This window comes from Pseudomonas sp. 1L-E-NC-VB-C3, assembly GCF_057291535.1.
The window spans coordinates 622,661-644,575 of record NZ_JBXAWD010000001.1 but is presented as its reverse complement, the minus strand read 5'-3'; the positions used below and the strand labels follow the sequence as shown (position 1 = coordinate 644,575).

The window sequence follows — 21,915 nt, the reverse complement described above, 5'->3', positions numbered from 1 at the left end:
ATGGCAGAGACAACCGCTTCGGGCTATATCCAGCACCACTTGCAGAACCTGACTTTCGGTCAGCTACCCAACGGCGGCTGGGGCTTTGCCCACACCGCAGCAGAAGCCAAGGAAATGGGCTTCTGGGCTTTCCACGTCGATACCCTCGGCTGGTCGGTCGCGCTGGGTCTGATCTTCGTTCTTCTTTTCCGCATGGCGGCAAAGAAAGCGACTTCGGGTCAGCCGGGTGCCTTGCAGAACTTCGTTGAAGTATTGGTCGAATTCGTCGATGGCAGCGTGAAAGACAGCTTCCATGGCCGTAGCCCGGTGATTGCACCGCTGGCACTGACCATCTTCGTCTGGGTGTTCCTGATGAACGCCGTCGACCTGGTACCGGTCGACTGGATTCCTCAGCTGGCCATCCTGATCTCCGGCGATGCCCACATCCCGTTCCGCGCCGTGTCGACTACCGACCCGAACGCGACTCTGGGCATGGCGTTCTCGGTGTTCGCACTGATCATTTTCTACAGCATCAAGGTCAAGGGCATCGGCGGCTTCATCGGCGAACTGACCCTGCACCCGTTCGGCAGCAAGAACATCTTCGTTCAGGCCCTGCTGATCCCGGTGAACTTCCTGCTGGAATTCGTCACCCTGATCGCCAAGCCGATCTCTCTGGCTCTGCGTCTGTTCGGCAACATGTATGCCGGCGAGCTGGTGTTCATTCTGATCGCTGTGATGTTCGGCAGCGGCCTGCTCTGGCTCAGCGGCCTGGGCGTAGTTCTGCAGTGGGCGTGGGCTGTATTCCACATCCTGATCATCACCCTGCAGGCGTTCATCTTCATGATGCTGACCATCGTCTACCTGTCGATGGCGCACGAAGAAAACCATTAAGACCAGTCTCGACTAGTCTGATGTTCCTCCCGGTCAAACGGGAGGGAGCTCCTTGCGGGGCAGCTGAAACGATTTGTTTTACCGCTTTAATCTAAAAAACCTAAACCATACGACGTAAAAGTCGGGAGGAAAGATGGAAACTGTAGTTGGTCTAACCGCTATCGCTGTTGCACTGTTGATCGGCCTGGGCGCACTGGGTACCGCAATTGGTTTCGGCCTGCTGGGCGGCAAGTTCCTGGAAGGCGCAGCGCGTCAGCCAGAAATGGTTCCAATGCTGCAAGTGAAAATGTTCATCGTTGCCGGTCTGCTCGACGCCGTAACCATGATCGGTGTTGGTATCGCTCTGTTCTTCACCTTTGCGAACCCGTTCGTTGGTCAGATCGCTGGCTGATTACTCGGATCTTCCGGGTAATTTGGTGTGATGGACAACGTAACTGCGAGGTGTTGGCGTGAACATTAATGCGACCCTGATTGGCCAGTCCGTTGCGTTCCTGATTTTTGTACTGTTCTGCATGAAGTATGTATGGCCTCCGGTCATCGCTGCTCTGCACGAACGTCAAAAGAAGATCGCTGATGGTCTGGACGCTGCCAGCCGTGCAGCTCGCGACCTGGAGTTGGCCCAAGAGAAAGCGGGTCAGCAACTGCGCGAAGCGAAAGCTCAGGCAGCTGAAATCATCGAGCAAGCCAAGAAACGCGGTAACCAGATCGTCGAAGAGGCTGTTGAAAAAGCCCGTATCGACGCTGACCGTGTGAAGGTTCAGGCTCAAGCCGAGATCGAACAGGAACTGAACAGCGTCAAAGACAAGCTGCGTGCCCAAGTGGGCTTGCTGGCTGTTGGCGGCGCCGAGAAGATCCTGGGTGCCACAATCGATCAAAACGCGCACGCAGAGCTGGTTAACCAACTGGCTGCTGAAATCTAAGCGAGGGCGATCATGGCAGAACTGACCACGTTGGCCCGACCTTACGCTAAGGCGGCCTTCGAGCACGCTCAGGCCCACCAGCAACTGGCCAATTGGTCAGCCATGCTCGGCCTGGCAGCAGCGGTGTCGCAAGACGACACCCTGCAGCGCGTGCTCAAGGCCCCGCGACTGACGAGCGCAGAAAAGGCCGCCACGTTCATTGACGTGTGCGGCGACAAGTTTGATGAAAAGGCACGCAATTTCATCAACGTCGTTGCCGAGAACGACCGTCTCCTGCTTCTGCCGGAGATCGCCGCTCTGTTCGACCTGTACAAGGCCGAACAAGAGAAATCGGTAGACGTTGAAGTGACCAGTGCATTTGCATTGAACCAAGAACAGCAAGACAAACTCGCCAAGGTTCTCAGTGCACGACTCAACCGGGAAGTGCGCCTGCAAGTTGCGGAGGACGCTGCCTTGATTGGTGGTGTCGTGATCCGCGCCGGCGACCTGGTTATCGATGGCTCGATTCGCGGCAAAATCGCGAAACTTGCCGAAGCATTGAAATCTTGAGTTTGAAGGGGCAGCAGAGCAATGCAGCAACTCAATCCTTCCGAAATAAGTGAAATTATCAAGGGCCGCATCGACAAGCTCGATGTGACCTCCCAAGCCCGTAACGAAGGCACTGTCGTCAGCGTATCTGACGGCATCGTGCGGATTCACGGTCTGGCCGACGTCATGTACGGCGAGATGATCGAGTTTCCGGGCGGCGTCTACGGTATGGCTCTCAACCTGGAGCAGGACTCCGTAGGTGCCGTGGTATTGGGCTCCTACCAGTCGCTGGCTGAAGGCATGAGCGCCAAGTGCACCGGCCGCATCCTCGAAGTTCCTGTTGGTAAGGAATTGCTGGGCCGCGTCGTCGATGCTCTGGGTAACCCTGTTGACGGCAAAGGTCCACTGGGCAACACCGAGACCGACGCGGTCGAGAAAGTTGCTCCAGGCGTGATCTGGCGTAAGTCGGTAGACCAGCCTGTACAGACTGGCTACAAGGCTGTCGATGCCATGATCCCTGTCGGCCGTGGCCAGCGTGAGCTGATCATCGGTGACCGTCAGATCGGTAAAACCGCTCTGGCGATCGACGCGATCATCAACCAGAAAGACAGCGGCATTTTCTGCGTCTACGTAGCCATCGGTCAGAAGCAATCGACCATCGCCAACGTGGTTCGCAAGCTGGAAGAAAACGGCGCCCTGGCCAACACGATCATCGTGGCTGCCAGTGCTTCGGAATCTCCTGCGCTGCAATTCCTGGCACCGTACTCCGGTTGCACCATGGGTGAATTCTTCCGCGACCGCGGTGAAGACGCGCTGATCGTTTATGACGATCTGTCCAAGCAGGCAGTGGCTTACCGCCAGATTTCCCTGCTGCTGCGCCGTCCACCAGGCCGTGAAGCTTACCCAGGCGACGTGTTCTATCTCCACTCCCGTCTGCTGGAGCGCGCATCCCGCGTTTCGGAAGAATACGTAGAGAAGTTCACCAACGGCGCAGTGACCGGAAAAACCGGTTCCCTGACCGCACTGCCGATCATCGAAACCCAGGCTGGCGACGTTTCCGCGTTCGTTCCGACCAACGTGATTTCCATCACCGACGGTCAGATCTTCCTGGAATCGGCCATGTTCAACTCGGGCATCCGCCCTGCAGTGAACGCCGGTGTTTCGGTATCCCGTGTGGGTGGTGCCGCTCAGACCAAGATCATCAAGAAGCTCTCCGGTGGCATCCGTACCGCTCTGGCTCAGTACCGTGAACTGGCGGCATTCGCCCAGTTCGCTTCTGACCTGGACGAAGCGACCCGCAAGCAACTTGAGCATGGTCAGCGCGTTACCGAGCTGATGAAGCAGAAGCAATACGCACCAATGTCGATCGCTGACATGGCGCTGTCGCTGTATGCCGCTGAGCGTGGGTTCCTGACTGACATTGAAATCGCCAAGGTCGGCAGCTTCGAACAAGCGCTGATTGCTTTCTTCAACCGCGATCACGCCGATTTGATGGCCAAGATCAACGTTAAAGGTGACTTCAATGACGAAATCGATGCTGGCATGAAAGCCGGTATCGAGAAGTTCAAGGCCACCCAAACCTGGTAAGCCGCAGCGGGAGCCGCGAGGCTCCCGCTTGCTAACCTGATAGGTGTTACATGGCAGGCGCAAAAGAGATTCGCAGTAAGATTGCGAGCATCAAAAGCACGCAAAAGATTACCAGCGCCATGGAAAAAGTGGCGGTCAGCAAAATGCGCAAGGCACAAATGCGCATGGCTGCTAGCCGTCCTTATGCGGAGCGTATCCGCCAGGTAATTGGGCATCTGGCCAACGCCAACCCGGAATACCGCCACCCGTTCATGATCGACCGCGAAATCAAGCGCGTCGGTTATGTCGTCGTGAGCAGTGACCGTGGTCTGTGCGGCGGCTTGAACACCAACCTGTTCAAGGCCCTGGTCAAGGACATGGCGGTAAACCGCGAAAACGGCGTCGAGATTGATCTGTGTGTAGTCGGTAGCAAGGGTGCGGCCTTTTTCCGCAACTTCGGCGGTAACGTCGTTGCAGCTATCAGCCACCTGGGTGAAGAGCCGTCGATCAATGATCTGATCGGCAGCGTCAAGGTGATGCTGGATGCCTACCTGGACGGCCGTATCGACCGCCTGTCCGTGGTGTCCAACAAGTTCATCAACACCATGACACAACAGCCTACCGTGGAGCAGTTGATTCCACTGGTGGCAACCCCGGATCAGGATCTCAAGCACCACTGGGACTATCTCTACGAACCGGACGCCAAAGAGCTGCTTGACGGCTTGATGGTCCGTTACGTCGAGTCGCAGGTCTACCAGGCGGTGGTCGAGAACAACGCGGCTGAACAGGCTGCGCGGATGATCGCGATGAAGAACGCTACCGACAACGCCGGTGATTTGATCAGCGATTTGCAGCTGATCTACAACAAGGCGCGTCAGGCTGCGATCACCCAAGAGATCTCGGAAATCGTCGGCGGCGCTGCCGCGGTTTAACGGTTCAAATATTCAGAGGATCCAGCTATGAGTAGCGGACGTATCGTTCAAATCATCGGCGCCGTTATCGACGTGGAATTTCCACGCGACAGCGTACCGAGCATCTACAACGCGCTGACTGTACAAAGCGCGGCCGCAACCACCCTGGAAGTTCAGCAGCAGCTGGGCGACGGCGTGGTGCGTACCATTGCGATGGGTTCCACCGAGGGCTTGAAGCGCGGTCTGGAAGTCACCGACTCTGGCGCAGCCATCTCCGTACCGGTCGGTAAAGCGACCCTGGGCCGGATCATGGACGTCCTCGGTAACCCGATCGACGAAGCTGGCCCGATCGACACCGAAGAGCGCTGGGGCATTCACCGCGCAGCACCTTCGTTCGCCGAGCAAGCAGGCGGCAACGACCTGCTGGAAACCGGCATCAAGGTTATCGACCTGGTCTGCCCGTTCGCCAAGGGCGGTAAAGTCGGTCTGTTCGGTGGTGCCGGTGTAGGCAAAACCGTAAACATGATGGAACTGATCCGTAACATCGCCATCGAGCACAGCGGTTATTCCGTGTTCGCCGGTGTGGGTGAGCGTACTCGTGAGGGTAACGACTTCTACCACGAGATGAAGGACTCCAACGTTCTGGACAAAGTGGCACTGGTTTACGGTCAGATGAACGAGCCGCCGGGAAACCGTCTGCGCGTAGCTCTGACTGGCCTGACCATGGCCGAGAAGTTCCGTGACGAAGGTAACGACGTTCTGCTGTTCGTCGACAACATCTATCGTTACACCCTGGCCGGTACTGAAGTATCCGCACTGCTGGGCCGTATGCCTTCGGCAGTAGGTTACCAGCCGACCCTGGCTGAAGAGATGGGCGTTCTGCAGGAACGTATCACTTCGACCAAGGAAGGTTCGATCACCTCGATCCAGGCGGTATACGTACCTGCGGACGACTTGACCGACCCGTCGCCAGCGACCACCTTCGCCCACTTGGACGCCACCGTCGTTCTGTCTCGTGACATCGCTTCCCTGGGTATCTACCCGGCGGTAGATCCACTGGATTCGACTTCGCGCCAGCTGGACCCGAACGTGATCGGTCAGGACCACTACGACACCGCTCGCGGCGTTCAGTATGTTCTGCAGCGTTACAAAGAGCTGAAAGACATCATCGCGATCCTGGGTATGGACGAGCTGTCGGAAGCCGACAAACAGTTGGTTAACCGTGCTCGTAAGATCCAGCGCTTCTTGTCGCAGCCGTTCTTCGTGGCTGAAGTCTTCACCGGTGCTTCGGGTAAATACGTTTCCCTGAAAGACACCATTGCTGGCTTCAAAGGCATCCTCAACGGTGACTACGACCACCTGCCAGAACAAGCGTTCTACATGGTTGGCGGCATCGAAGAAGCGATCGAGAAAGCCAAGAAACTGTAATCCCGGCGCCCGGCAACGGGCGCTAATTTAGGTTGAGGCAATCAGATGGCTATGACAGTCCATTGCGATATCGTCAGCGCGGAAGGGGAAATCTTTTCCGGCCTGGTCGAGATGGTGATTGCGCACGGTGCACTGGGTGATCTTGGTATCGCTCTGGGTCACGCGCCGCTGATCACTAATCTCAAGCCGGGTCCGATCCGCCTGATCAAGCAAGGCGGGGAAGCCGAGGTGTTCTACATCTCCGGTGGTTTCCTCGAGGTTCAGCCGAACATGGTCAAGGTACTTGCCGATACCGTGCAACGTGCCGCCGACCTGGATGAAGCTCAGGCTCAGGCAGCTCTCAAGGCTGCCGAGAATGCCCTGAACGAAAAAGGCGCGGACTTCGATTACGGCGCCGCTGCCACTCGTCTGGCCGAGGCTGCAGCCCAGCTGCGCACCGTCCAGCAGATCCGCAAGAAGTTTGGCGGTTAATCCGTCATCCGCTTGTTGTGCGATTGATAAAAAAGGGTAGCCTCGGCTACCCTTTTTTCTTTTCCGAATTTCAAACCCGGTCGCAGTTGCTGACCACCCAGGATTGGTAGCCAGTCATGTCTCTCGAAATCGTTATCCTCGCGGCCGGTCAAGGCACTCGCATGCGCTCGGCGCTGCCCAAAGTGCTGCACCCGATTGCCGGCAACTCCATGCTCGGCCATGTTATCCACAGCGCCCGGCAACTTGATCCACAGCGCATCCACGTAGTGATCGGGCACGGTGCCGATGTGGTGCGTGAGCGTCTGGCAGCTGATGACCTGAATTTCGTGTTGCAGGACAAGCAACTGGGCACTGGCCATGCCACCGCCCAGGCGGTGCCGTTCATTGATGCCGACACTGTGCTGATTCTTTACGGCGATGTGCCGCTGATTGAAGTCGAAACCCTGCAACGTCTGCTCAAGCATGTCGTGCCGGGCCAGATGGGTTTGCTCACTGTCGAGCTGGATGACCCGACCGGTTACGGCCGCATCGTGCGTGATGCTGACGGCAAGGTCGCGGCAATCGTCGAGCACAAAGACGCCAGCGAAGCGCAACGTGCGATCACCGAAGGCAACACCGGCATCCTCGCTGTGCCGGCCAATCGCCTGGCGGACTGGATGAGTCGCCTGTCGAACAATAACGCGCAGGGCGAGTACTACCTTACCGACGTGATCGAAATGGCGGTCAGCGATGGTCTGGTGGTTGCCACCGAACAGCCGCACGACCCGATGGAAGTGCAGGGCGCCAACGATCGCAAGCAGCTCTCTGAACTGGAGCGTCATTACCAGTTGCGCGCCGGCCGCCGCCTGATGGCTGAGGGCGTGACCCTGCGTGACCCGGCCCGCTTCGACGTACGCGGCGAAGTCAGCGTCGGTCGCGATGTGCTGATCGACATCAACGTGATCCTCGAAGGCAAGGTCATCATCGAAGACGACGTACAGATCGGCCCGAACTGCGTGATCAAGGACAGCACCCTGCGCAAAGGCGTGGTAATCAAGGCCAACAGTCATATAGAAGGCGCCATTCTCGGTGAAGGCAGTGACGCTGGTCCCTTCGCGCGGTTACGCCCGGGCACTGTGCTCGAAGCGCGCGCCCATGTGGGTAACTTCGTTGAGCTGAAAAATGCACACATGGGCGAAGGTGCCAAGGCTGGCCACCTGACCTATCTGGGCGATGCAGAAATCGGCGCACGCACCAACATCGGCGCCGGCACCATCACCTGCAATTACGATGGCGCGAACAAGTGGAAAACCGTGTTGGGCGCTGACGTTTTCATCGGCTCCAACAACTCGCTGGTCGCCCCTGTGGATATCTCCAACGGTGCAACCACTGCGGCCGGATCGACTATCACGCAAAATGTGGATAACGCTCAGTTGGCGGTAGGCCGAGCCCGCCAGAAGAACATCGACGGCTGGAAGCGGCCGGAAAAAATCAAAAAATCCTGATTTATCCACAATCCCCTGTAGGAGCGAGCCTGCTCGCGAATGCGGTCTCTCAGTCACGTCTTGAGTGGCTAGGACTCCCCTTTCGCGAGCGGGCTCGCCCCACAGTCATTTCAATTTTTCTGAATTTTTCTCCCCGCGTCTTGACGGCAACCTTTCGATAGAGTTTCATTGCTTGCGTTATCTTTCGAATCGAAACTTAAGCTGCCATGTCCAAGCGCAATACTCCTCAACGTCGCCATAACATCCTCGCCTTGCTCAATGAGCAGGGCGAAGTCAGTGTCGACGAGCTGGCCAAGCGTTTCGAAACTTCGGAAGTTACGATTCGCAAGGATCTCGCCGCGCTGGAAACCCATGGTCTATTGCTGCGTCGTTACGGCGGTGCGATCACCATGCCGCAAGAGCTGGTCGCAGAAACGGCGCAGAGTATTTCCAAATACAAACAGGCGATCGCTCGCGCGGCGGTAAAACGCATCCGCGAGCACGCGCGCATCATCATCGACAGCGGCAGCACCACCGCCGCGATGATTCCCGAGCTGGGCCAGCAACCGGGTCTGGTGGTGATGACCAACTCGCTGCATGTTGCCAACGCCTTGAGCGAACTGGAACACGAGCCGGTGCTGCTGATGACCGGTGGCACCTGGGATCCGCACTCGGAATCCTTTCAGGGCCAGGTCGCCGAGCAGGTACTACGCTCTTACGACTTCGACCAACTGTTCATCGGCGCCGACGGTATCGATCTGGTTCGCGGCACCACAACCTTTAACGAGTTGCTCGGCCTCAGCCGGGTGATGGCCGACGTTGCGCGAGAAGTGATCGTCATGGTCGAGGCCGACAAGATCGGTCGCAAGATTCCCAACCTGGAGCTGCCCTGGAGCAGCATCCATACCCTCATTACCGATGATCGCCTGTCTGTCGAGGCACGCGATCAGCTTCAGGCCCGCGGGATCACTTTGATCTGTGCGGCTGTCAGTCAGGAGAAATAACCATGTGTGGCATTGTCGGCGCTGTAGCTGAACGTAATATCACCGCCATCCTTCTCGAAGGCCTGAAGCGCCTCGAATACCGGGGCTATGACAGCGCCGGTGTGGCGGTTTATACCAATGACCAGACCCTGGAACGCATGCGCCGTCCGGGCAAGGTCAGTGAGCTGGAAACCGCCCTGACCGAACAGCCGCTGTCCGGTCGTCTCGGTATCGCCCACACCCGTTGGGCGACCCATGGCGCGCCGTGCGAGCGCAACGCTCACCCGCATTTTTCCGGTGACATTGCAGTGGTGCACAACGGCATCATCGAGAACCACGAAGCTCTGCGCGAACAACTCAAAGCCTTGGGTTACTCTTTCAGCTCGGACACCGACACTGAAGTCATCGCGCACCTGCTGACCCACAAGCTCAAGGAACAACCGGACCTGACTGCCGCGCTCAAAGCGACCGTCAAGGAACTGCATGGCGCCTACGGTCTCGCAGTGATCAACGCACAGCAACCGGATCGTCTGGTCGCCGCGCGCAGTGGCAGTCCATTGGTGATCGGCCTGGGTCTGGGCGAGAACTTCCTCGCTTCCGACCAACTCGCTCTGCGTCAGGTCACTGACCGCTTCATGTACCTGGAAGAAGGCGACATCGCTGAAATCCGTCGCGACAGCGTGCAGATCTGGGACGTGAACGGCAACGCTGTCGAGCGCCAGACCGTGCAGTACACCGATGGTGCCGAAGCCGCCGACAAGGGTGAGTTCCGCCATTACATGCTCAAGGAAATCCACGAGCAGCCGGCCGTGGTCCAGCGCACCCTCGAAGGTCGCCTGGGCAACAATCAAGTGCTGGTTGAGGCCTTCGGTCCACAAGCTGCCGAGCTGTTTGCCAAAGTACGCAACGTGCAGATCGTCGCCTGCGGCACCAGCTATCACGCCGGCATGGTCGCGCGTTACTGGCTCGAAGAACTGGCCGGTATTCCGTGCCAGGTGGAAGTCGCCAGCGAATTCCGTTATCGCAAAGTGGTGGTGCAGCCGGACACGCTGTTTGTGACCATCTCGCAGTCCGGCGAAACCGCTGACACCCTCGCGGCCCTGCGCAATGCCAAGGTGCTGGGCTTCCTCGCCAGCCTGGCGATCTGCAACGTCGGCATCAGCTCGCTGGTGCGCGAATCCGATCTGACCCTGTTGACCCAGGCCGGCCGCGAAATCGGCGTGGCCTCGACCAAAGCCTTCACCACGCAACTGGTTGGCCTGTTGCTGCTGACTCTATCGCTGGGTCAGGTGCGCGGCACTCTGGCTAATGGCGTCGAAGCCACACTCGTCGAAGAACTGCGTCGCCTGCCGACCCGCCTCGGCGAAGCGCTGGCGATGGACAGCACCGTGGAAAAAATCGCCGAGCTGTTTGCCGAGAAAAACCACACCCTGTTCCTCGGCCGCGGCGCGCAATTCCCGGTAGCAATGGAAGGTGCCTTGAAGCTCAAGGAGATCTCCTACATCCATGCCGAAGCCTACCCGGCCGGCGAGCTCAAACACGGGCCGCTGGCACTTGTGGATAACGACATGCCAGTGGTGACCGTCGCGCCGAACAACGAGTTGCTGGAGAAGCTCAAATCCAACCTGCAGGAAGTCCGCGCTCGCGGCGGCGAGTTGATCGTGTTCGCGGATGAGAAGGCTGCGATGACCAACGGCGAAGGTACCCACGTGGTGCAAATGCCGCACATCCACGACATTCTCTCGCCGATCCTTTATACGATCCCGCTGCAACTGCTGTCGTATTACGTCGCCGTGCTCAAGGGCACCGACGTTGATCAGCCGCGCAACCTGGCGAAATCGGTCACCGTGGAATAAGTTATCCACCGTTGATCTACGCTCCCACAATCGCAGCCTCGGCTGCGATTGTCGTATCCGCCGCCGAGGAATCCCATGGACCGCTTTCAGGAAATGCAGATCTTCGTTGTCGTCGCCCAGGAGCAAGGCTTTTCGGCGGCGTCGCGGCGTCTGGGTCTGTCGGCGGCGAGTGTCACCCGGGCGGTGGCGGCGCTGGAGCAGCATATCGGTACGCAGCTGCTGGTGCGTACCACGCGCACCGTGCATCTCACCGAAGCCGGGCAGCGTTATTTCGATGACTGCCGGCGGATTCTTGCCGAGGTGCAGGAGGCCGAGGATTCGGCGGCAGGCAGCCATGCCTTGCCGCGCGGGCAGTTGACGATTACTGCGCCGGTGCTGTTTGGCGATCTGTTCGTGACGCCAGTGATGGCCGATTACCTTTGTCGTTATCCGGATGTGTCGATCAACGCGCTGTTGCTGGACCGGGTCGTCAACATGGTCGAGGAGGGCATTGATGTCGCGGTACGCATCGGTGAGCTGCCGGACAGCAATCAGCATGCGATTCGCGTCGGGGAAGTGCGGCGGGTAATCTGCGCTTCGCCGGGGTTTCTGGCTGAACATGGCCGCCCGGAGCATCCGCAGGCCTTGGCCGGGCTGCCGGTGGTGGCGACGTCGGCGATCGGTCAGCAACGCAACTGGCCGTTTCTCGACGGCGGTGAAGCACTCAGTGTGCGCACCGAACCGCGCCTGACCGTCACGGCCAATCAGTCGGCGATCACCGCTGCGCGCAAAGGCCTGGGCCTGACGCGAGTGCTGTCCTATCAAGTGGCGGACAAAGTCGCGGCGGGGGAGTTGGAAATCGTCCTCGCCGAGTTTGAATTGCCGCCGTTGCCGATCCATGTGGTGTATCAAGGCGGGCGCAAGGCACCGGCGCGGATCCGCAGTTTTGTCGACTTCGCCGTGAAGGCGCTACGCGAGCATCCGGCCTTGAGCGCAGCGGCGTTATTGCACGAGATGAAATAATCGATTGCAGCGGCTGGTTATTCTGTTGTTCCGGCAACCCATAGATGATGACTCCATCGGCGCGCTCATTCCCGTAGCGACGTCACTTTTCAGCGGAGTCGACCATGCAAGCGATCAAACTCTACAACTTTCCCCGTTCCGGTCACGCCCACCGCGTCGAGTTGATGCTGTCGCTGCTGCAACTGCCGACCGAGCTGATCTTCGTCGATTTGGCCAAAGGTGAGCACAAGCAGCCGCAGTACCTGGCGATCAACAGCTTTGGCCAAGTGCCGGCGATTGATGACAACGGCGTGGTGCTGGCCGATTCCAACGCGATTCTGGTTTATCTGGCGCAGAAATATGGCAACGGACGCTGGCTGCCGGCCGACCCGGTGGGCGCAGCGCATGTGCAGCGCTGGCTGTCGGCAGCGGCGGGACCGATTGCATTTGGCCCGGCGGCGGCACGCCTGATCACGGTGTTTGGTGCGCAACTGAATGCCGAGGAAGTCATTGGCCGTGCGCACAACCTGCTCAAGGTCATGGAGCTGGAGTTGGGTAAAACTGCGTATCTGGCGGGCGAAGAGCCGACCATCGCTGACGTGTCTGCCTACAGCTACATTGCGCATGCCCCGGAGGGCAATGTCTCGCTGGACGACTACGCCAACGTTCGCGCCTGGCTGGCACGGATCGAAGCATTGCCGGGTTTTGTCGCTATGCCGCGCACGGTGGCCGGGTTGCAGAAAACCGCGTGACCTCCACTCAAGCGTAGGACAGAGCCTTTTCAGCCAGCAGTTCCTGATACAGCTCTGTCCACTTGCGACCCATCTCATCGGCGGTGAACAGCTGCCGATAGCGCGCTTCCGCTTTGACCCCCATCTCGGCAGCACGCTCAGGGTTGTCCCATAGCGTACGCATGGCTTCCCGAAAGGCCTGTGGATTGCTCGGCGGCACCACCAGTCCGGTTTCGTTGTGGATATTGATGAAACTGGTGCCGGTGCCGATTTCGCTGGAGATCATCGGTTTGCCGTACATCGCGCCTTCGAGCAACGAAATCCCGAAAGCCTCGGAGCGCAGGTGCGAAGGAAAGACAATCGCATAGCTCAATTGCAGCAACGCCACTTTGTCCTCGTCACTCAGACGGCCGAGGAAATGAATATTGCGCAGGCCCAGCGCGGCGGCCTGTGCATGCAGTTCCTGCTCCAGCGGACCGGCACCGACAATCACCACGGGATAATCGATGTCTTTGAGCGCGTCGAGCAGGATGTGCAGGCCCTTGTAATAACGCATTACCCCGACGAACAGAAAAAACTTATCCCCAAGCTGTTGGCGCCAGCGGTTCATGCGTTCGATATCGGGCTGTGGATAACCTGCTTTATTCAGGCCGTAGGGGATAACGCGGGTCTTGTCCTGAAACTGCTGCAGCACATCGCTGGTGTGCAGATAGTTCGGCGATGCAGCAACGATGCGGTCGGCGCTGGCGAGGAAGCGATTCATCAGTGGCCGATAGAGCTTGAGCAGATGCTTCTGGCGAATGATGTCCGAGTGATAAGTAACTACGCTCGGCTTGTTCACAGCGCTGGCGAAATGCACCAGGTCCATGAATGGCCACGGGAAGTGATAGTTGATCACGTCGGCTTCGGCGGCCAGCTCACGGAACTGCTTGAACACACTCCAGGAAAAGCCAGTGGAGGCGAACTGGACATCCAGCTTCGCCCGATGTACTTCGTGCTGACCCAGTTGCACCACGGGCGGTGTCGGATTGGTGCTGAGGGTCAGCACTTGCCCATCGATGCCATGCTGAGCGCCGCTTTCGCACAACTGAAAGATGACTTGTTCGATGCCGCCGACCGAATCGGGCAGGTACGTCTTGAAGAAATGAAGAACGCGCATTCAACCTCCCATGGCCTGGCGGTAGGCACCAGCCGTAGCCTGTGCACAACGTTGCCAGGAAAAAAGTGCCGCCTGCTGCAATCCCGCTTCGCGGCAGGCCTGCCAATGCAGCGAGTCGTCGATCAACCGGCCCATTGCATCACGCAGACCCTCGGCATCGTCCGCTTCAATATAGTTGCCAGCCGCGCCAGCCACTTCCGGCATCGCCGAAGAACGGGTGGTCACCACCGGCGTGCCACTGGCCATGGCTTCCAGCACCGGCAAGCCAAAGCCCTCATACAACGACGGAAATATCAGCGCCCGGGCGCCGGCCAGCAGTTGCGCCAATTGCTCATCGGGCAGATAGCCGAGCAGGCACACGTGGCCGCTGGCCAGTGCCTGGCGCAGTGGCTCGTTGAACTGTTCGCGCTGCCATCCGGCCATGCCTGCAATCAACAAGGGAAAGCGCTGGCGCACGGCGTCTGGCAGCAGGGCGTGGGCCTGCAACGCCAGGCTCAGGTTCTTGCGCGGCTCCAGAGTCCCGACACAGAGGAAATATTCCCGTGCCTGGACGGCGTGAGCCTTGAGCACACTGTCGATTTCCTCAAGTGGCCGGGGACGGAAGCGCTCGGACACACCCAACGGCGCCACCACGAATCGCTGTGCAGGGAGATTAAAGTAGGCCTGCGCCTCGTCAGCGATCGCCTGCGAATCGGTCAGAATGACCCGCGCCTGCTCCACGCCGGCGGCCAGACGACGTTCGATTTCCCTCAAACGTGCTGGTGGCTGGGTCTCTGGAAAATGCAGGTGCGTCAGATCATGCAGGGTGATCACGGTCGGACCGTCGAAGGCCAGCGGCCACAGGCTTGGCTCGTGATAAAGATCAATCTTTTGTGCACGCACCTGATCGAAACGTTTCTGCTCCAGCCAGCGGCGTGCCTGATAAGCCCCGGGAATTTTTCGCAGCAATGGCGTCATGCGCGAGTAGCCGGGCATGGCCGCGTCCGGCAGGGCCGAACTCCAGCCCCATCCGTGAAACAGGCTTACGTCCACATCGGGTTCGCTGCGCAAGGCGTTGACCAGTTCGGCGACGTAGTGGCCAATGCCGGTGCGCGGCGCTTGCAGGATGCGGGCGTTAAGAGCAATGCGCATGCGGCCTCGCTTGCACGCGCAGGGCCTGCTGAACATGGGCAAGGCTGCGTGTCGCCAACTGCTCACTGGCCTCGCGCCAGCCGATCCAGCGCCAGTCAGCGACGTCGCGGGCGGCGGGAAACTGTCCGCTGCGCTGATAGGTTTCGATCAGATCGGCAAGGCTTTGTGGATCCAGCAGATCGAAATACGCCATGAACTCGCCACCGATTTCGCGGAATACCGCGACGTCGCTGCCCATCGCTGGCAAACCGCGCTGCATGGCTTCTACCAGTGGCAGGCCGAAGCCTTCGACAACCGAAGGAAACACCAACGCGCTGGCCTGCGCATAGGCGTATTCGAGGCTGGTGTCGCTCAGGTCATTGAACATGAACAGGCGCCGATTCAGTTCCGGATGATTGCGGATTCGCTCAAGCAGCGCCTCGCATTTCCAGCCGATACGCCCGGCGATGCACAAGCGTGCGGTCGAACCGGCAGCCCAGGCGCGTTCGAAGGCGTCGAGCAGGTACCCATGGTTCTTGCGCGGCTCGATGGTGCTGACCATCAGAAAAACCGCTTCGGTCGCAGTGAACAGGTCACTCAGGCGCGGTTCGACCGTGGCTTCGCTGTGCTGCAGATCGAGCTCGGACCCCAGATAAAAGTAATCGAACCAGCGCTTTTCAGTCTGCTCGGCACCGACTCTGCGTTGCAATTCACCACGCACCTGATCACGCACTGTGGCGGAAATCGCCATGTAGCCATCGGCCGTGCGGGTGATCCAGTCGAACCACTCATTGAAAACTTCGACCAGCCGCGTGTCGTAAAACTGCGGATGCGTCAGCGGAATAAGGTCGTAGATCACCGCGATCATGCCGACGCCGTCGCGTTTGAGCTGCTCGACATGGGCGAAAAAGTCCGAGTGCCAGGATGAATCCAGCAGCACCAGTTGATCGCCCGGGTGGTGTTGAAGCGGCGAGCAACGTTTAAGCAGCTGCCTGCGATTGATCCGTCTGACGAGCCGAATCGGCAGGCCGAGCACGGCAAACTGGGTCAACCGATAGCTGGCGTAAAGGAGCCGCCGCGCCAGTTTCGAAGTGCATAGCGCATCGCGGCGCTGATGCCACTGCCAGAAACGATGGGCGAGGCGCTCCAGGCGTTCACCGAAGGTTTCGAGGCTGTTCCAGAACGGTGTATCGAGTGGCGCCAGTTGCAGCACGCGGTAGAGCTGGCTATTGATCACCACCACCGGCATGCACTCGACGCCTTCAGCGCTGGCGGGCAGCTGCTTGATGACGTTGCGCACCACGCGCTGGATTCCGGAATTGACCTTGGGGTGTTTGAATACGTGAGTGCATTCGACCAGCAGGCGGGTCATGGCGCGCGCTCGACAGACAGGGCCTCGGTGTCGCGGCTGATGGTGGTTTTGGCGTCCAGCCAGGTACAGCCGACGAAGTCTTCCCGACGGCTGTTGATCACCTGGAACACCATCCCGTAGTCACGCCACTCGAAATTGCGATCCAGATGTGAGTCCAGACGCGACAGGCTCAGCGACACCGAATAGTTGCCTTTGCCCAGGCCCATGATGAAGGCGAAGCGATAGGTGAAGCGTTCACCGGCGCGCAGATCGGTCAATGCCTTGTTCAGCCGGTGGGTGTTGATGCCGTACATCATCTGGCCGAGGCGATCCTTGAGAATGAAGCCCAGCACCAGCCGTTCGATGTCCTTGCGCACTTCGACCTGCACTTCGAGCACCACCGGTTGGCCGACTTCGACAGCCTCAATGCTGCGCTGGTTTTCATCGAGCAGGCGTACGCTCAGAATCGCTGCCTCGCCGGTGCCGGAGACCGTTTGCACCTCGCCGCCGGCGAGCGTTTCCTGGCGAACGACCTGACCCTCACGTTCGGCCATCAGCGCATTGTAATAATCGAGAACCGGCTCCGGTTTGCCGCGCATGGCCACGCACCCATCCTTGAGCAGGATCGCCGAGTCGCAAATCGACTGAATCGCGAAGCGATCATGGGACACGATCAATAACGTCGTGCCGGATTTGCGAAAGCTGCGGATGCGTTCGAAGCTCTTGTGCTGGAAATAGGCATCGCCCACCGACAGCGCTTCGTCGACGATCAGGATGTCCGGGCGCCGGGCGGTGGCGACACTGAACGCTAAACGCATCTGCATGCCGCTGGAGTAAGTGCGGACCGGGTGGTCGATCGCATCGCCAATTTCAGCGAAGTGCTCGATATCGGGCATCAGCGCTTCGATTTCCTCGAGCTGCATGCCCAGTAACTGACCGGCCATGATTGCGTTCTGCCGACCGGTAAAGTCCGGATGGAAACCCATGCCCAGCTCCAGCAGCGCTGCGACGCGCCCTTGCAATTCAATCTTGCCTTGGGTGGGTTGAGTGGTGCCGGTGATCATTTTCAGCAAGGTGCTTTTGCCTGCTCCGTTGGCGCCGACGATACCCACCGCTTCACCCGGAGCAATCTCGAATTCGACATCTTGCAGTACCCAGTGCTGTTGATGCCGAAGCGGCGAAAACGGAATCAGCCACTCGGCCAGCCGTGCCCAGCGGTTTGGGTATTGCTTATAGGCCTTGCCCAGGCCGGTGACGCGAATATGTCCCATCAGAGTTCATCCACCATTTCGCCGACGCGCTGGCGAAACAGCCGCAGACCGATCAGACAGAACACCACGCCAGTAATGAATACCGGCAGCAGCGAACTCCATACCGGCCACTGACCGTAGAGAAACAGGTTCTGATAACTGCTGAACAGCTTGGTCAGCGGGTTGAGTTGCAGCAGGCGCTGCACCCATTCCGGCAGGATCGTGATCGGGTAGACGATCGGTGTCAGCCAGAACCAGAACTGCAGGCAGATGCCGAACAACTGGCCGACATCGCGAAAGAACACGTTCAACACGCCAAGGACCATACCCAGCCCGGCGCAGAACATCATTTGCAGAGCAATCAGCGGAATCAGCGCCAGCAAAGCCATTCCCGGCCAGCGCCCGGTGATCAGCAGAAAACCGAGAAACAGACTGATGATGATGGCGAAATTGATCCCGGCATTGATCAATACAATCACCGGCAGGCAGATCCTCGGGAAGCTGATTTTCTTCAGCAGGTTGGCGTTTTCCAGAAACATGTTCTGACTGCGCAGGGTTATTTCGGAAAACAGTCCCCAGGCCAGCAGACCAGCGCACAGGTAGACGCTGTAGGCCATGCTGTCGTCCACACCCGGTAAACGCGCGCGCATGATCTGGGAAAAGATCACCGTGTAGACAATGATCATCGACAGCGGATTGAAAATCGGCCATAGCGCGCCGAACAGCGAATTGCGATAACGCGCTTGAAACTCGCGCTGCACGCTGCCGAGGATGAATCCACGGTAGCTGTGCAGCGAGCGGTACAGGGAAAGCAGCATTCAGACCGTCCTGCCGTATTGATCTTCGAAGCGAACGATATCGTCCTCGCCCAGGTACTCGCCGCTTTGCACTTCAATGATGACCAGATCTATCACCCCGGGGTTCTCCAGGCGATGCTTGTGGCCGGCGGCAATGAACGTCGATTCGTTCTTGGCGACCAGAGTCGTGCCGGAACCGTTGTTGGTGACCTTGGCCATGCCTTCGACCACCACCCAGTGCTCGTTGCGGTGATGGTGCATCTGCAACGACAATTTGCCACCGGGTTTGACCACGATGCGCTTGATCTTGAAGCGCGGGCCTTCTTCAAGAACGGTGTAGGTGCCCCAGGGCCGGCTGACGGTGCGGTGCAGGCGATAGGCTTCGTGGGATTTGTCCTTGAGCTGCTTGGCGACGCGCCGCACATCCTGAGCGCGGTCGGCATGGGCCACGAGCACCGCGTCGGCGGTGTCGACGATGATCAGGTTATCCACACCGACGGTCGCCACCAGCCGGCCTTCGCTCTGCACGAAGTTGTTGTGGCTGTCGATGAAGATCGCTTCGCCGCTGGCGCGGTTGTTATCAGCATCGGCGGGAATCAGCGCGGCGACCGCGTTCCACGAACCGATGTCGCTCCAATCGAAACCGGCGGGCACTACCACGACTTTTTCCGAGCGCTCCATCAATACGTAATCGATGGAGATGTCAGTGATCTCGGCAAACAGGGTCGACGACAACTCCTGTTGCAGGCAGCCGACCGTTTCGACCGGTGCGCTGACGGCCATGCAGGCGCGGGTCTGTTCCAGCAACTCGGGTGCGTGCAGTTGCAGTTCGGCAATGAGCGTCGCGGTGGTGAAGCAGAACATCCCCGAATTCCACAGGAAGTTGCCGCTCTCCAGGTAATGCGTGGCGGTCTGCAGGTCGGGTTTCTCGACGAAGCGCTGCACCTTGGCCGCGCCTCTGGCGTCCAGCGGCGCACCGGTTTCGATATAGCCGAAGCCGGTTTCCGGCGCGGTAGGGACCACGCCGAAGGTCACCAGATAACCGTCCTTCGCCAGATTCACTGCGTGCTCGACCGCACACTTCAAGGCGTCCTGATTGACGATCAAATGATCCGCCGGCATCACCACCATGATTGCGTCGTCACCATGCAGCGCCTGCAATGACAGCGCTGCCGCTGCGATCGCCGGTGCGGTATTGCGCCCGCTCGGCTCCAGCAGAAAGTGCCCGCGATGGCGCGACACCTGCGCCGCGCAATAGTGATCCTTGCTCTGGAAGTAATACTCGCGGTTGGTCACCGTGACGATGTCGCCCCAGCCGTCCAGCAACGCCGCCGCTCGCTGGTAGGTCTTGCCCAGCAGCGACTGGCCGTCGGGCAGGGTCATGAACGGCTTGGGGTGGCCCTCACGGGACACCGGCCACAAACGGGTGCCGGCACCGCCGGACAGAATCACCGGAATCAGCATGGCCTACTCCTTGGCGACGCGTTTCATGTCCGCATCCATCATCATGCGGATCAAGGTATCCAGGTCGGTTTTCGGTTTCCAGCCCAGCACACGCTGGGCCTTGGCCGGGTTGCCGAGCAGCACTTCGACTTCGGCCGGGCGGAAGAACGCCGGGTCGATCTTCACGTAATCGCGGTAGTTCAGGCCGACGTGATCGAAGGCAATGCGGCACATCTCGCGCACGGTGGTGGTGACGCCCGTGGCGACCACAAAATCGTCGGGTTTGTCCTGTTGCAGCATCAACCACATGGCTTCGACGTAATCGCCGGCAAAACCCCAATCGCGCTTGGCGTCAATGTTGCCAAGCGCCAACTCGTGCTGTTTGCCCTGCTTGATGCGCGCGGCGGCGTCGGTGACTTTGCGTGTGACGAACTCAATACCGCGCAACGGTGATTCATGGTTGAAGAGGATGCCGCTGCTGGCGTGCAGGTTGAAGCTTTCGCGGTAGTTGACGGTGATCCAGTGGCCGTAGAGCTTGGCCACCCCGTAAGGGCTGCGTGGATAGAACGGGGTGTTTTCGTCCTGCTGCTCTGCCTGGATGAGGCCGAACATTTCGCTGGTCGAGGCCTGATAGAAGCGCGTGTGCGGGCTGAACTGGCGGATCGCTTCGAGCAGGTGCGTCACGCCCAATCCATCGACGATGCCGGTGGTCACCGGTTGATCCCAGGAGGCGGCGACAAAACTCTGTGCGGCGAGGTTGTAGACTTCGTCCGGTGCCGATTTGATTACCGCACGCTGCACCGAGCAGGCATCGGCCATGTCGCCGTCGAGGTAGACAATGTCGGCTTCGACACCCATCTCGCGCAGGCGCCAGCGTGAATCGCTGCTGCGTCGAGCAACGAGGCCGTGAACCTTGTAACCCTTGTCCAGCAGCAGTTTGGCCAGATAGGCGCCATCCTGGCCCGTGATCCCGGTAATCAGTGCACTTTTTGTCATTGTTGTCGTACTCGCATCTCCCAGTCGGACAGGATCGCCCGCAGGGATTGTTGTGTGGTGGTGGCTGGCGCCCATCCTGTGGCGTTGGCCAGTTTTGCGTGGCTGCCGCAGACGCGGCGCTGTTCGGCGCGACGCATGCGCGCCGGATCCGGCACCAGTTCAACGTCGACTTCGGCCAGATCGGCCAATTGCTCGATCAGGCTGCGAATGCTTTGCTCGCGGCCCGAGCAGATGTTGTAGACCTGCCCCGGTGTGCCGTTTTCCAGCAATGCGAAGTACGCGCGAATCACATCGCCGACATCGAGGAAATCGCGGGTCACGTCGATATCGCCGACTTGCAGTTGCGGTGCTTGCAGGCTCTGTTTGATGCGGCAGATCTGCCGGGCTGCGCTAGCGATGACGAAGCTGTCTTTCTGCCCGGTGCCGATGTGGTTGAACGGACGCGCCACCAGCACCGGCCAGCCTTCACTCAGGCCCCATTGCAAGCTGAGGAACTCCGCTGAAAGTTTGCTCACCGCGTAAGGATTGCGCGGCAGCGGCGGTTGTTGCTCGGTGATCGGCAGGTGCTGCTCGCCGACTTGCCCGTAAACGTCGCCGGAGCTGACGTACAGGAAAGTGCCGGCAAAGCCGCGAGCCTTGAGCGCCTGCAACAGATTGAGGGTGCCGAAGAGATTGATGTCGAGGGTGCGGGCCGGGTCACGAAAGGCTTCCGGCACGAAGGTCTGTCCGGCCAGATGAATGACTGCATCCGGCATCTCGGGCCAAAGGTCGATGAGGCTGTCGGCGTTCGTAAGGTCGTAGGCCGATGCGGCAGGCAGCAGCGCCCACGACGATCCCGGCGAAGCCAGACGAGACTGAATGTGTTGTCCCACGAAGCCGCTGAGGCCCGTGACGAACAGACGTTTTTTCAAACAGCGACCCCTTGGTCATGACTCGCGCCGCTTTCCTTGCACGCTTTGAGGAAAGCCCTGTCAGACCGGAGGAAATATCCGGTGAAACAGCAGGCGAAGCCGTTGTTGTAGTTGTTTGGTTGCCAATCTGTGCCAATTGCTCGGCAATTTCAACCGGGCAAACCGTGACTGGTCAGTTCTCGTCAGCATA

Annotated in this window: 21 protein-coding genes; 13 read left to right on the top strand and 8 right to left on the bottom strand. The window is 59.3% G+C overall.

Annotated elements, in window-relative coordinates:
* From atpB to AC0Z5Z_RS02845, 13 genes are all read left to right on the top strand, one after another.
* Entirely contained in the window at positions 1-870 is an 870-nt protein-coding gene (gene atpB, locus AC0Z5Z_RS02905; protein ID WP_016772402.1) for a F0F1 ATP synthase subunit A, read from the top strand.
* Between the two features lie 133 nt (positions 871-1,003).
* Entirely contained in the window at positions 1,004-1,261 is a 258-nt protein-coding gene (gene atpE / locus AC0Z5Z_RS02900; RefSeq protein ID WP_003097235.1) for a F0F1 ATP synthase subunit C, read from the top strand.
* Between the two features lie 58 nt (positions 1,262-1,319).
* Positions 1,320-1,790: a F0F1 ATP synthase subunit B gene (locus tag AC0Z5Z_RS02895; protein WP_016772403.1), complete on the top strand. Its 471-nt coding sequence runs from the start codon at positions 1,320-1,322 to the stop codon at positions 1,788-1,790.
* Positions 1,791-1,802: 12 nt separating this feature from the next.
* Positions 1,803-2,339: a F0F1 ATP synthase subunit delta gene (locus AC0Z5Z_RS02890; protein WP_016772404.1), complete on the top strand. Its 537-nt coding sequence runs from the start codon at positions 1,803-1,805 to the stop codon at positions 2,337-2,339.
* A gap of 21 nt (positions 2,340-2,360) precedes the next feature.
* Positions 2,361-3,905, top strand: a complete 1,545-nt coding sequence (atpA, locus tag AC0Z5Z_RS02885) for a F0F1 ATP synthase subunit alpha (protein ID WP_016772405.1) — start codon at positions 2,361-2,363, stop codon at positions 3,903-3,905.
* Positions 3,906-3,955: 50 nt separating this feature from the next.
* On the top strand, positions 3,956-4,816 hold the full coding sequence (atpG, locus tag AC0Z5Z_RS02880) for a F0F1 ATP synthase subunit gamma (protein ID WP_007911960.1): 861 nt from the start codon (positions 3,956-3,958) through the stop codon (positions 4,814-4,816).
* A gap of 27 nt (positions 4,817-4,843) precedes the next feature.
* A complete protein-coding gene (gene atpD, locus AC0Z5Z_RS02875) occupies positions 4,844-6,223 on the top strand; it encodes a F0F1 ATP synthase subunit beta (RefSeq protein ID WP_016772406.1) in 1,380 nt (459 codons plus the stop codon).
* Positions 6,224-6,268: 45 nt separating this feature from the next.
* On the top strand, positions 6,269-6,694 hold the full coding sequence (locus tag AC0Z5Z_RS02870) for a F0F1 ATP synthase subunit epsilon (protein ID WP_016772407.1): 426 nt from the start codon (positions 6,269-6,271) through the stop codon (positions 6,692-6,694).
* A 116-nt stretch (positions 6,695-6,810) separates the two neighbouring features.
* Entirely contained in the window at positions 6,811-8,178 is a 1,368-nt protein-coding gene (gene glmU / locus AC0Z5Z_RS02865; protein WP_056791096.1) for a bifunctional UDP-N-acetylglucosamine diphosphorylase/glucosamine-1-phosphate N-acetyltransferase GlmU, read from the top strand.
* A gap of 206 nt (positions 8,179-8,384) precedes the next feature.
* Entirely contained in the window at positions 8,385-9,161 is a 777-nt protein-coding gene (locus tag AC0Z5Z_RS02860) for a DeoR/GlpR family DNA-binding transcription regulator (protein ID WP_016772409.1), read from the top strand.
* 2 nt (positions 9,162-9,163) lie between these two features.
* Positions 9,164-10,996, top strand: coding sequence for a glutamine--fructose-6-phosphate transaminase (isomerizing) (gene glmS / locus AC0Z5Z_RS02855; protein ID WP_485610676.1), 1,833 nt, complete (start codon positions 9,164-9,166; stop codon positions 10,994-10,996).
* A gap of 75 nt (positions 10,997-11,071) precedes the next feature.
* Positions 11,072-11,998, top strand: coding sequence for a LysR family transcriptional regulator (locus AC0Z5Z_RS02850; RefSeq protein WP_041476539.1), 927 nt, complete (start codon positions 11,072-11,074; stop codon positions 11,996-11,998).
* 104 nt (positions 11,999-12,102) lie between these two features.
* Positions 12,103-12,729 carry a glutathione S-transferase family protein gene (locus AC0Z5Z_RS02845; RefSeq protein ID WP_076564722.1) on the top strand — a complete coding sequence of 209 codons (627 nt, stop codon included), beginning with the start codon at positions 12,103-12,105 and terminating at the stop codon, positions 12,727-12,729.
* Positions 12,730-12,736: 7 nt separating this feature from the next.
* Here the strand turns inward: AC0Z5Z_RS02845 and AC0Z5Z_RS02840 are convergent, their stop codons facing one another.
* Genes AC0Z5Z_RS02840 through AC0Z5Z_RS02805 form a run of 8 tightly spaced genes read right to left on the bottom strand, consistent with a single transcriptional unit; the run spans position 12,737 to position 21,725 of the window.
* Entirely contained in the window at positions 12,737-13,867 is a 1,131-nt protein-coding gene (locus AC0Z5Z_RS02840) for a glycosyltransferase (protein ID WP_476250028.1), read from the bottom strand.
* Complete coding sequence (locus tag AC0Z5Z_RS02835; protein WP_252868515.1) at positions 13,868-14,998, bottom strand: glycosyltransferase family 4 protein; 1,131 nt, start codon at positions 14,996-14,998, stop codon at positions 13,868-13,870. It lies immediately after the preceding gene.
* Positions 14,982-16,349, bottom strand: coding sequence for a glycosyltransferase family 4 protein (locus AC0Z5Z_RS02830; RefSeq protein ID WP_485610675.1), 1,368 nt, complete (start codon positions 16,347-16,349; stop codon positions 14,982-14,984). Before AC0Z5Z_RS02830 ends, AC0Z5Z_RS02835 begins: the two co-directional genes overlap by 17 nt.
* Positions 16,346-17,599, bottom strand: a complete 1,254-nt coding sequence (locus tag AC0Z5Z_RS02825) for an ABC transporter ATP-binding protein (protein WP_485610674.1) — start codon at positions 17,597-17,599, stop codon at positions 16,346-16,348. Before AC0Z5Z_RS02825 ends, AC0Z5Z_RS02830 begins: the two co-directional genes overlap by 4 nt.
* Positions 17,599-18,396 (bottom strand): ABC transporter permease, encoded by a 798-nt coding sequence (locus AC0Z5Z_RS02820; RefSeq protein ID WP_236167826.1) that lies wholly within the window; start codon positions 18,394-18,396, stop codon positions 17,599-17,601. Before AC0Z5Z_RS02820 ends, AC0Z5Z_RS02825 begins: the two co-directional genes overlap by 1 nt.
* A complete protein-coding gene (locus AC0Z5Z_RS02815; protein WP_485610673.1) occupies positions 18,397-19,839 on the bottom strand; it encodes a mannose-1-phosphate guanylyltransferase/mannose-6-phosphate isomerase in 1,443 nt (480 codons plus the stop codon).
* 3 nt (positions 19,840-19,842) lie between these two features.
* A complete protein-coding gene (gmd, locus tag AC0Z5Z_RS02810) occupies positions 19,843-20,814 on the bottom strand; it encodes a GDP-mannose 4,6-dehydratase (protein ID WP_105704732.1) in 972 nt (323 codons plus the stop codon).
* Entirely contained in the window at positions 20,811-21,725 is a 915-nt protein-coding gene (locus AC0Z5Z_RS02805; protein WP_485610672.1) for a GDP-mannose 4,6-dehydratase, read from the bottom strand. The genes gmd and AC0Z5Z_RS02805 overlap by 4 nt, the downstream gene beginning before the upstream one ends.
* Positions 21,726-21,915: the final 190 nt, after the last annotated feature.

What these genes read in the sequence shown, in the direction of transcription:
- atpB (WP_016772402.1), top strand. Translation starts at nt 1, where the DNA reads ATGGCAGAGACAACCGCTTCGGGCTATATCCAGCACCACTTGCAGAAC.
- atpE (WP_003097235.1), top strand. Translation starts at nt 1,004, where the DNA reads ATGGAAACTGTAGTTGGTCTAACCGCTATCGCTGTTGCACTGTTGATC.
- AC0Z5Z_RS02890 (WP_016772404.1), top strand. Translation starts at nt 1,803, where the DNA reads ATGGCAGAACTGACCACGTTGGCCCGACCTTACGCTAAGGCGGCCTTC.
- atpA (WP_016772405.1), top strand. Translation starts at nt 2,361, where the DNA reads ATGCAGCAACTCAATCCTTCCGAAATAAGTGAAATTATCAAGGGCCGC.
- atpG (WP_007911960.1), top strand. Translation starts at nt 3,956, where the DNA reads ATGGCAGGCGCAAAAGAGATTCGCAGTAAGATTGCGAGCATCAAAAGC.
- atpD (WP_016772406.1), top strand. Translation starts at nt 4,844, where the DNA reads ATGAGTAGCGGACGTATCGTTCAAATCATCGGCGCCGTTATCGACGTG.
- AC0Z5Z_RS02870 (WP_016772407.1), top strand. Translation starts at nt 6,269, where the DNA reads ATGGCTATGACAGTCCATTGCGATATCGTCAGCGCGGAAGGGGAAATC.
- glmU (WP_056791096.1), top strand. Translation starts at nt 6,811, where the DNA reads ATGTCTCTCGAAATCGTTATCCTCGCGGCCGGTCAAGGCACTCGCATG.
- AC0Z5Z_RS02860 (WP_016772409.1), top strand. Translation starts at nt 8,385, where the DNA reads ATGTCCAAGCGCAATACTCCTCAACGTCGCCATAACATCCTCGCCTTG.
- glmS (WP_485610676.1), top strand. Translation starts at nt 9,164, where the DNA reads ATGTGTGGCATTGTCGGCGCTGTAGCTGAACGTAATATCACCGCCATC.
- AC0Z5Z_RS02850 (WP_041476539.1), top strand. Translation starts at nt 11,072, where the DNA reads ATGGACCGCTTTCAGGAAATGCAGATCTTCGTTGTCGTCGCCCAGGAG.
- AC0Z5Z_RS02845 (WP_076564722.1), top strand. Translation starts at nt 12,103, where the DNA reads ATGCAAGCGATCAAACTCTACAACTTTCCCCGTTCCGGTCACGCCCAC.
- AC0Z5Z_RS02840 (WP_476250028.1), bottom strand. Translation starts at nt 13,867, where the DNA reads ATGCGCGTTCTTCATTTCTTCAAGACGTACCTGCCCGATTCGGTCGGC.
- AC0Z5Z_RS02835 (WP_252868515.1), bottom strand. Translation starts at nt 14,998, where the DNA reads ATGCGCATTGCTCTTAACGCCCGCATCCTGCAAGCGCCGCGCACCGGC.
- AC0Z5Z_RS02830 (WP_485610675.1), bottom strand. Translation starts at nt 16,349, where the DNA reads ATGACCCGCCTGCTGGTCGAATGCACTCACGTATTCAAACACCCCAAG.
- AC0Z5Z_RS02825 (WP_485610674.1), bottom strand. Translation starts at nt 17,599, where the DNA reads ATGGGACATATTCGCGTCACCGGCCTGGGCAAGGCCTATAAGCAATAC.
- AC0Z5Z_RS02820 (WP_236167826.1), bottom strand. Translation starts at nt 18,396, where the DNA reads ATGCTGCTTTCCCTGTACCGCTCGCTGCACAGCTACCGTGGATTCATC.
- AC0Z5Z_RS02815 (WP_485610673.1), bottom strand. Translation starts at nt 19,839, where the DNA reads ATGCTGATTCCGGTGATTCTGTCCGGCGGTGCCGGCACCCGTTTGTGG.
- gmd (WP_105704732.1), bottom strand. Translation starts at nt 20,814, where the DNA reads ATGACAAAAAGTGCACTGATTACCGGGATCACGGGCCAGGATGGCGCC.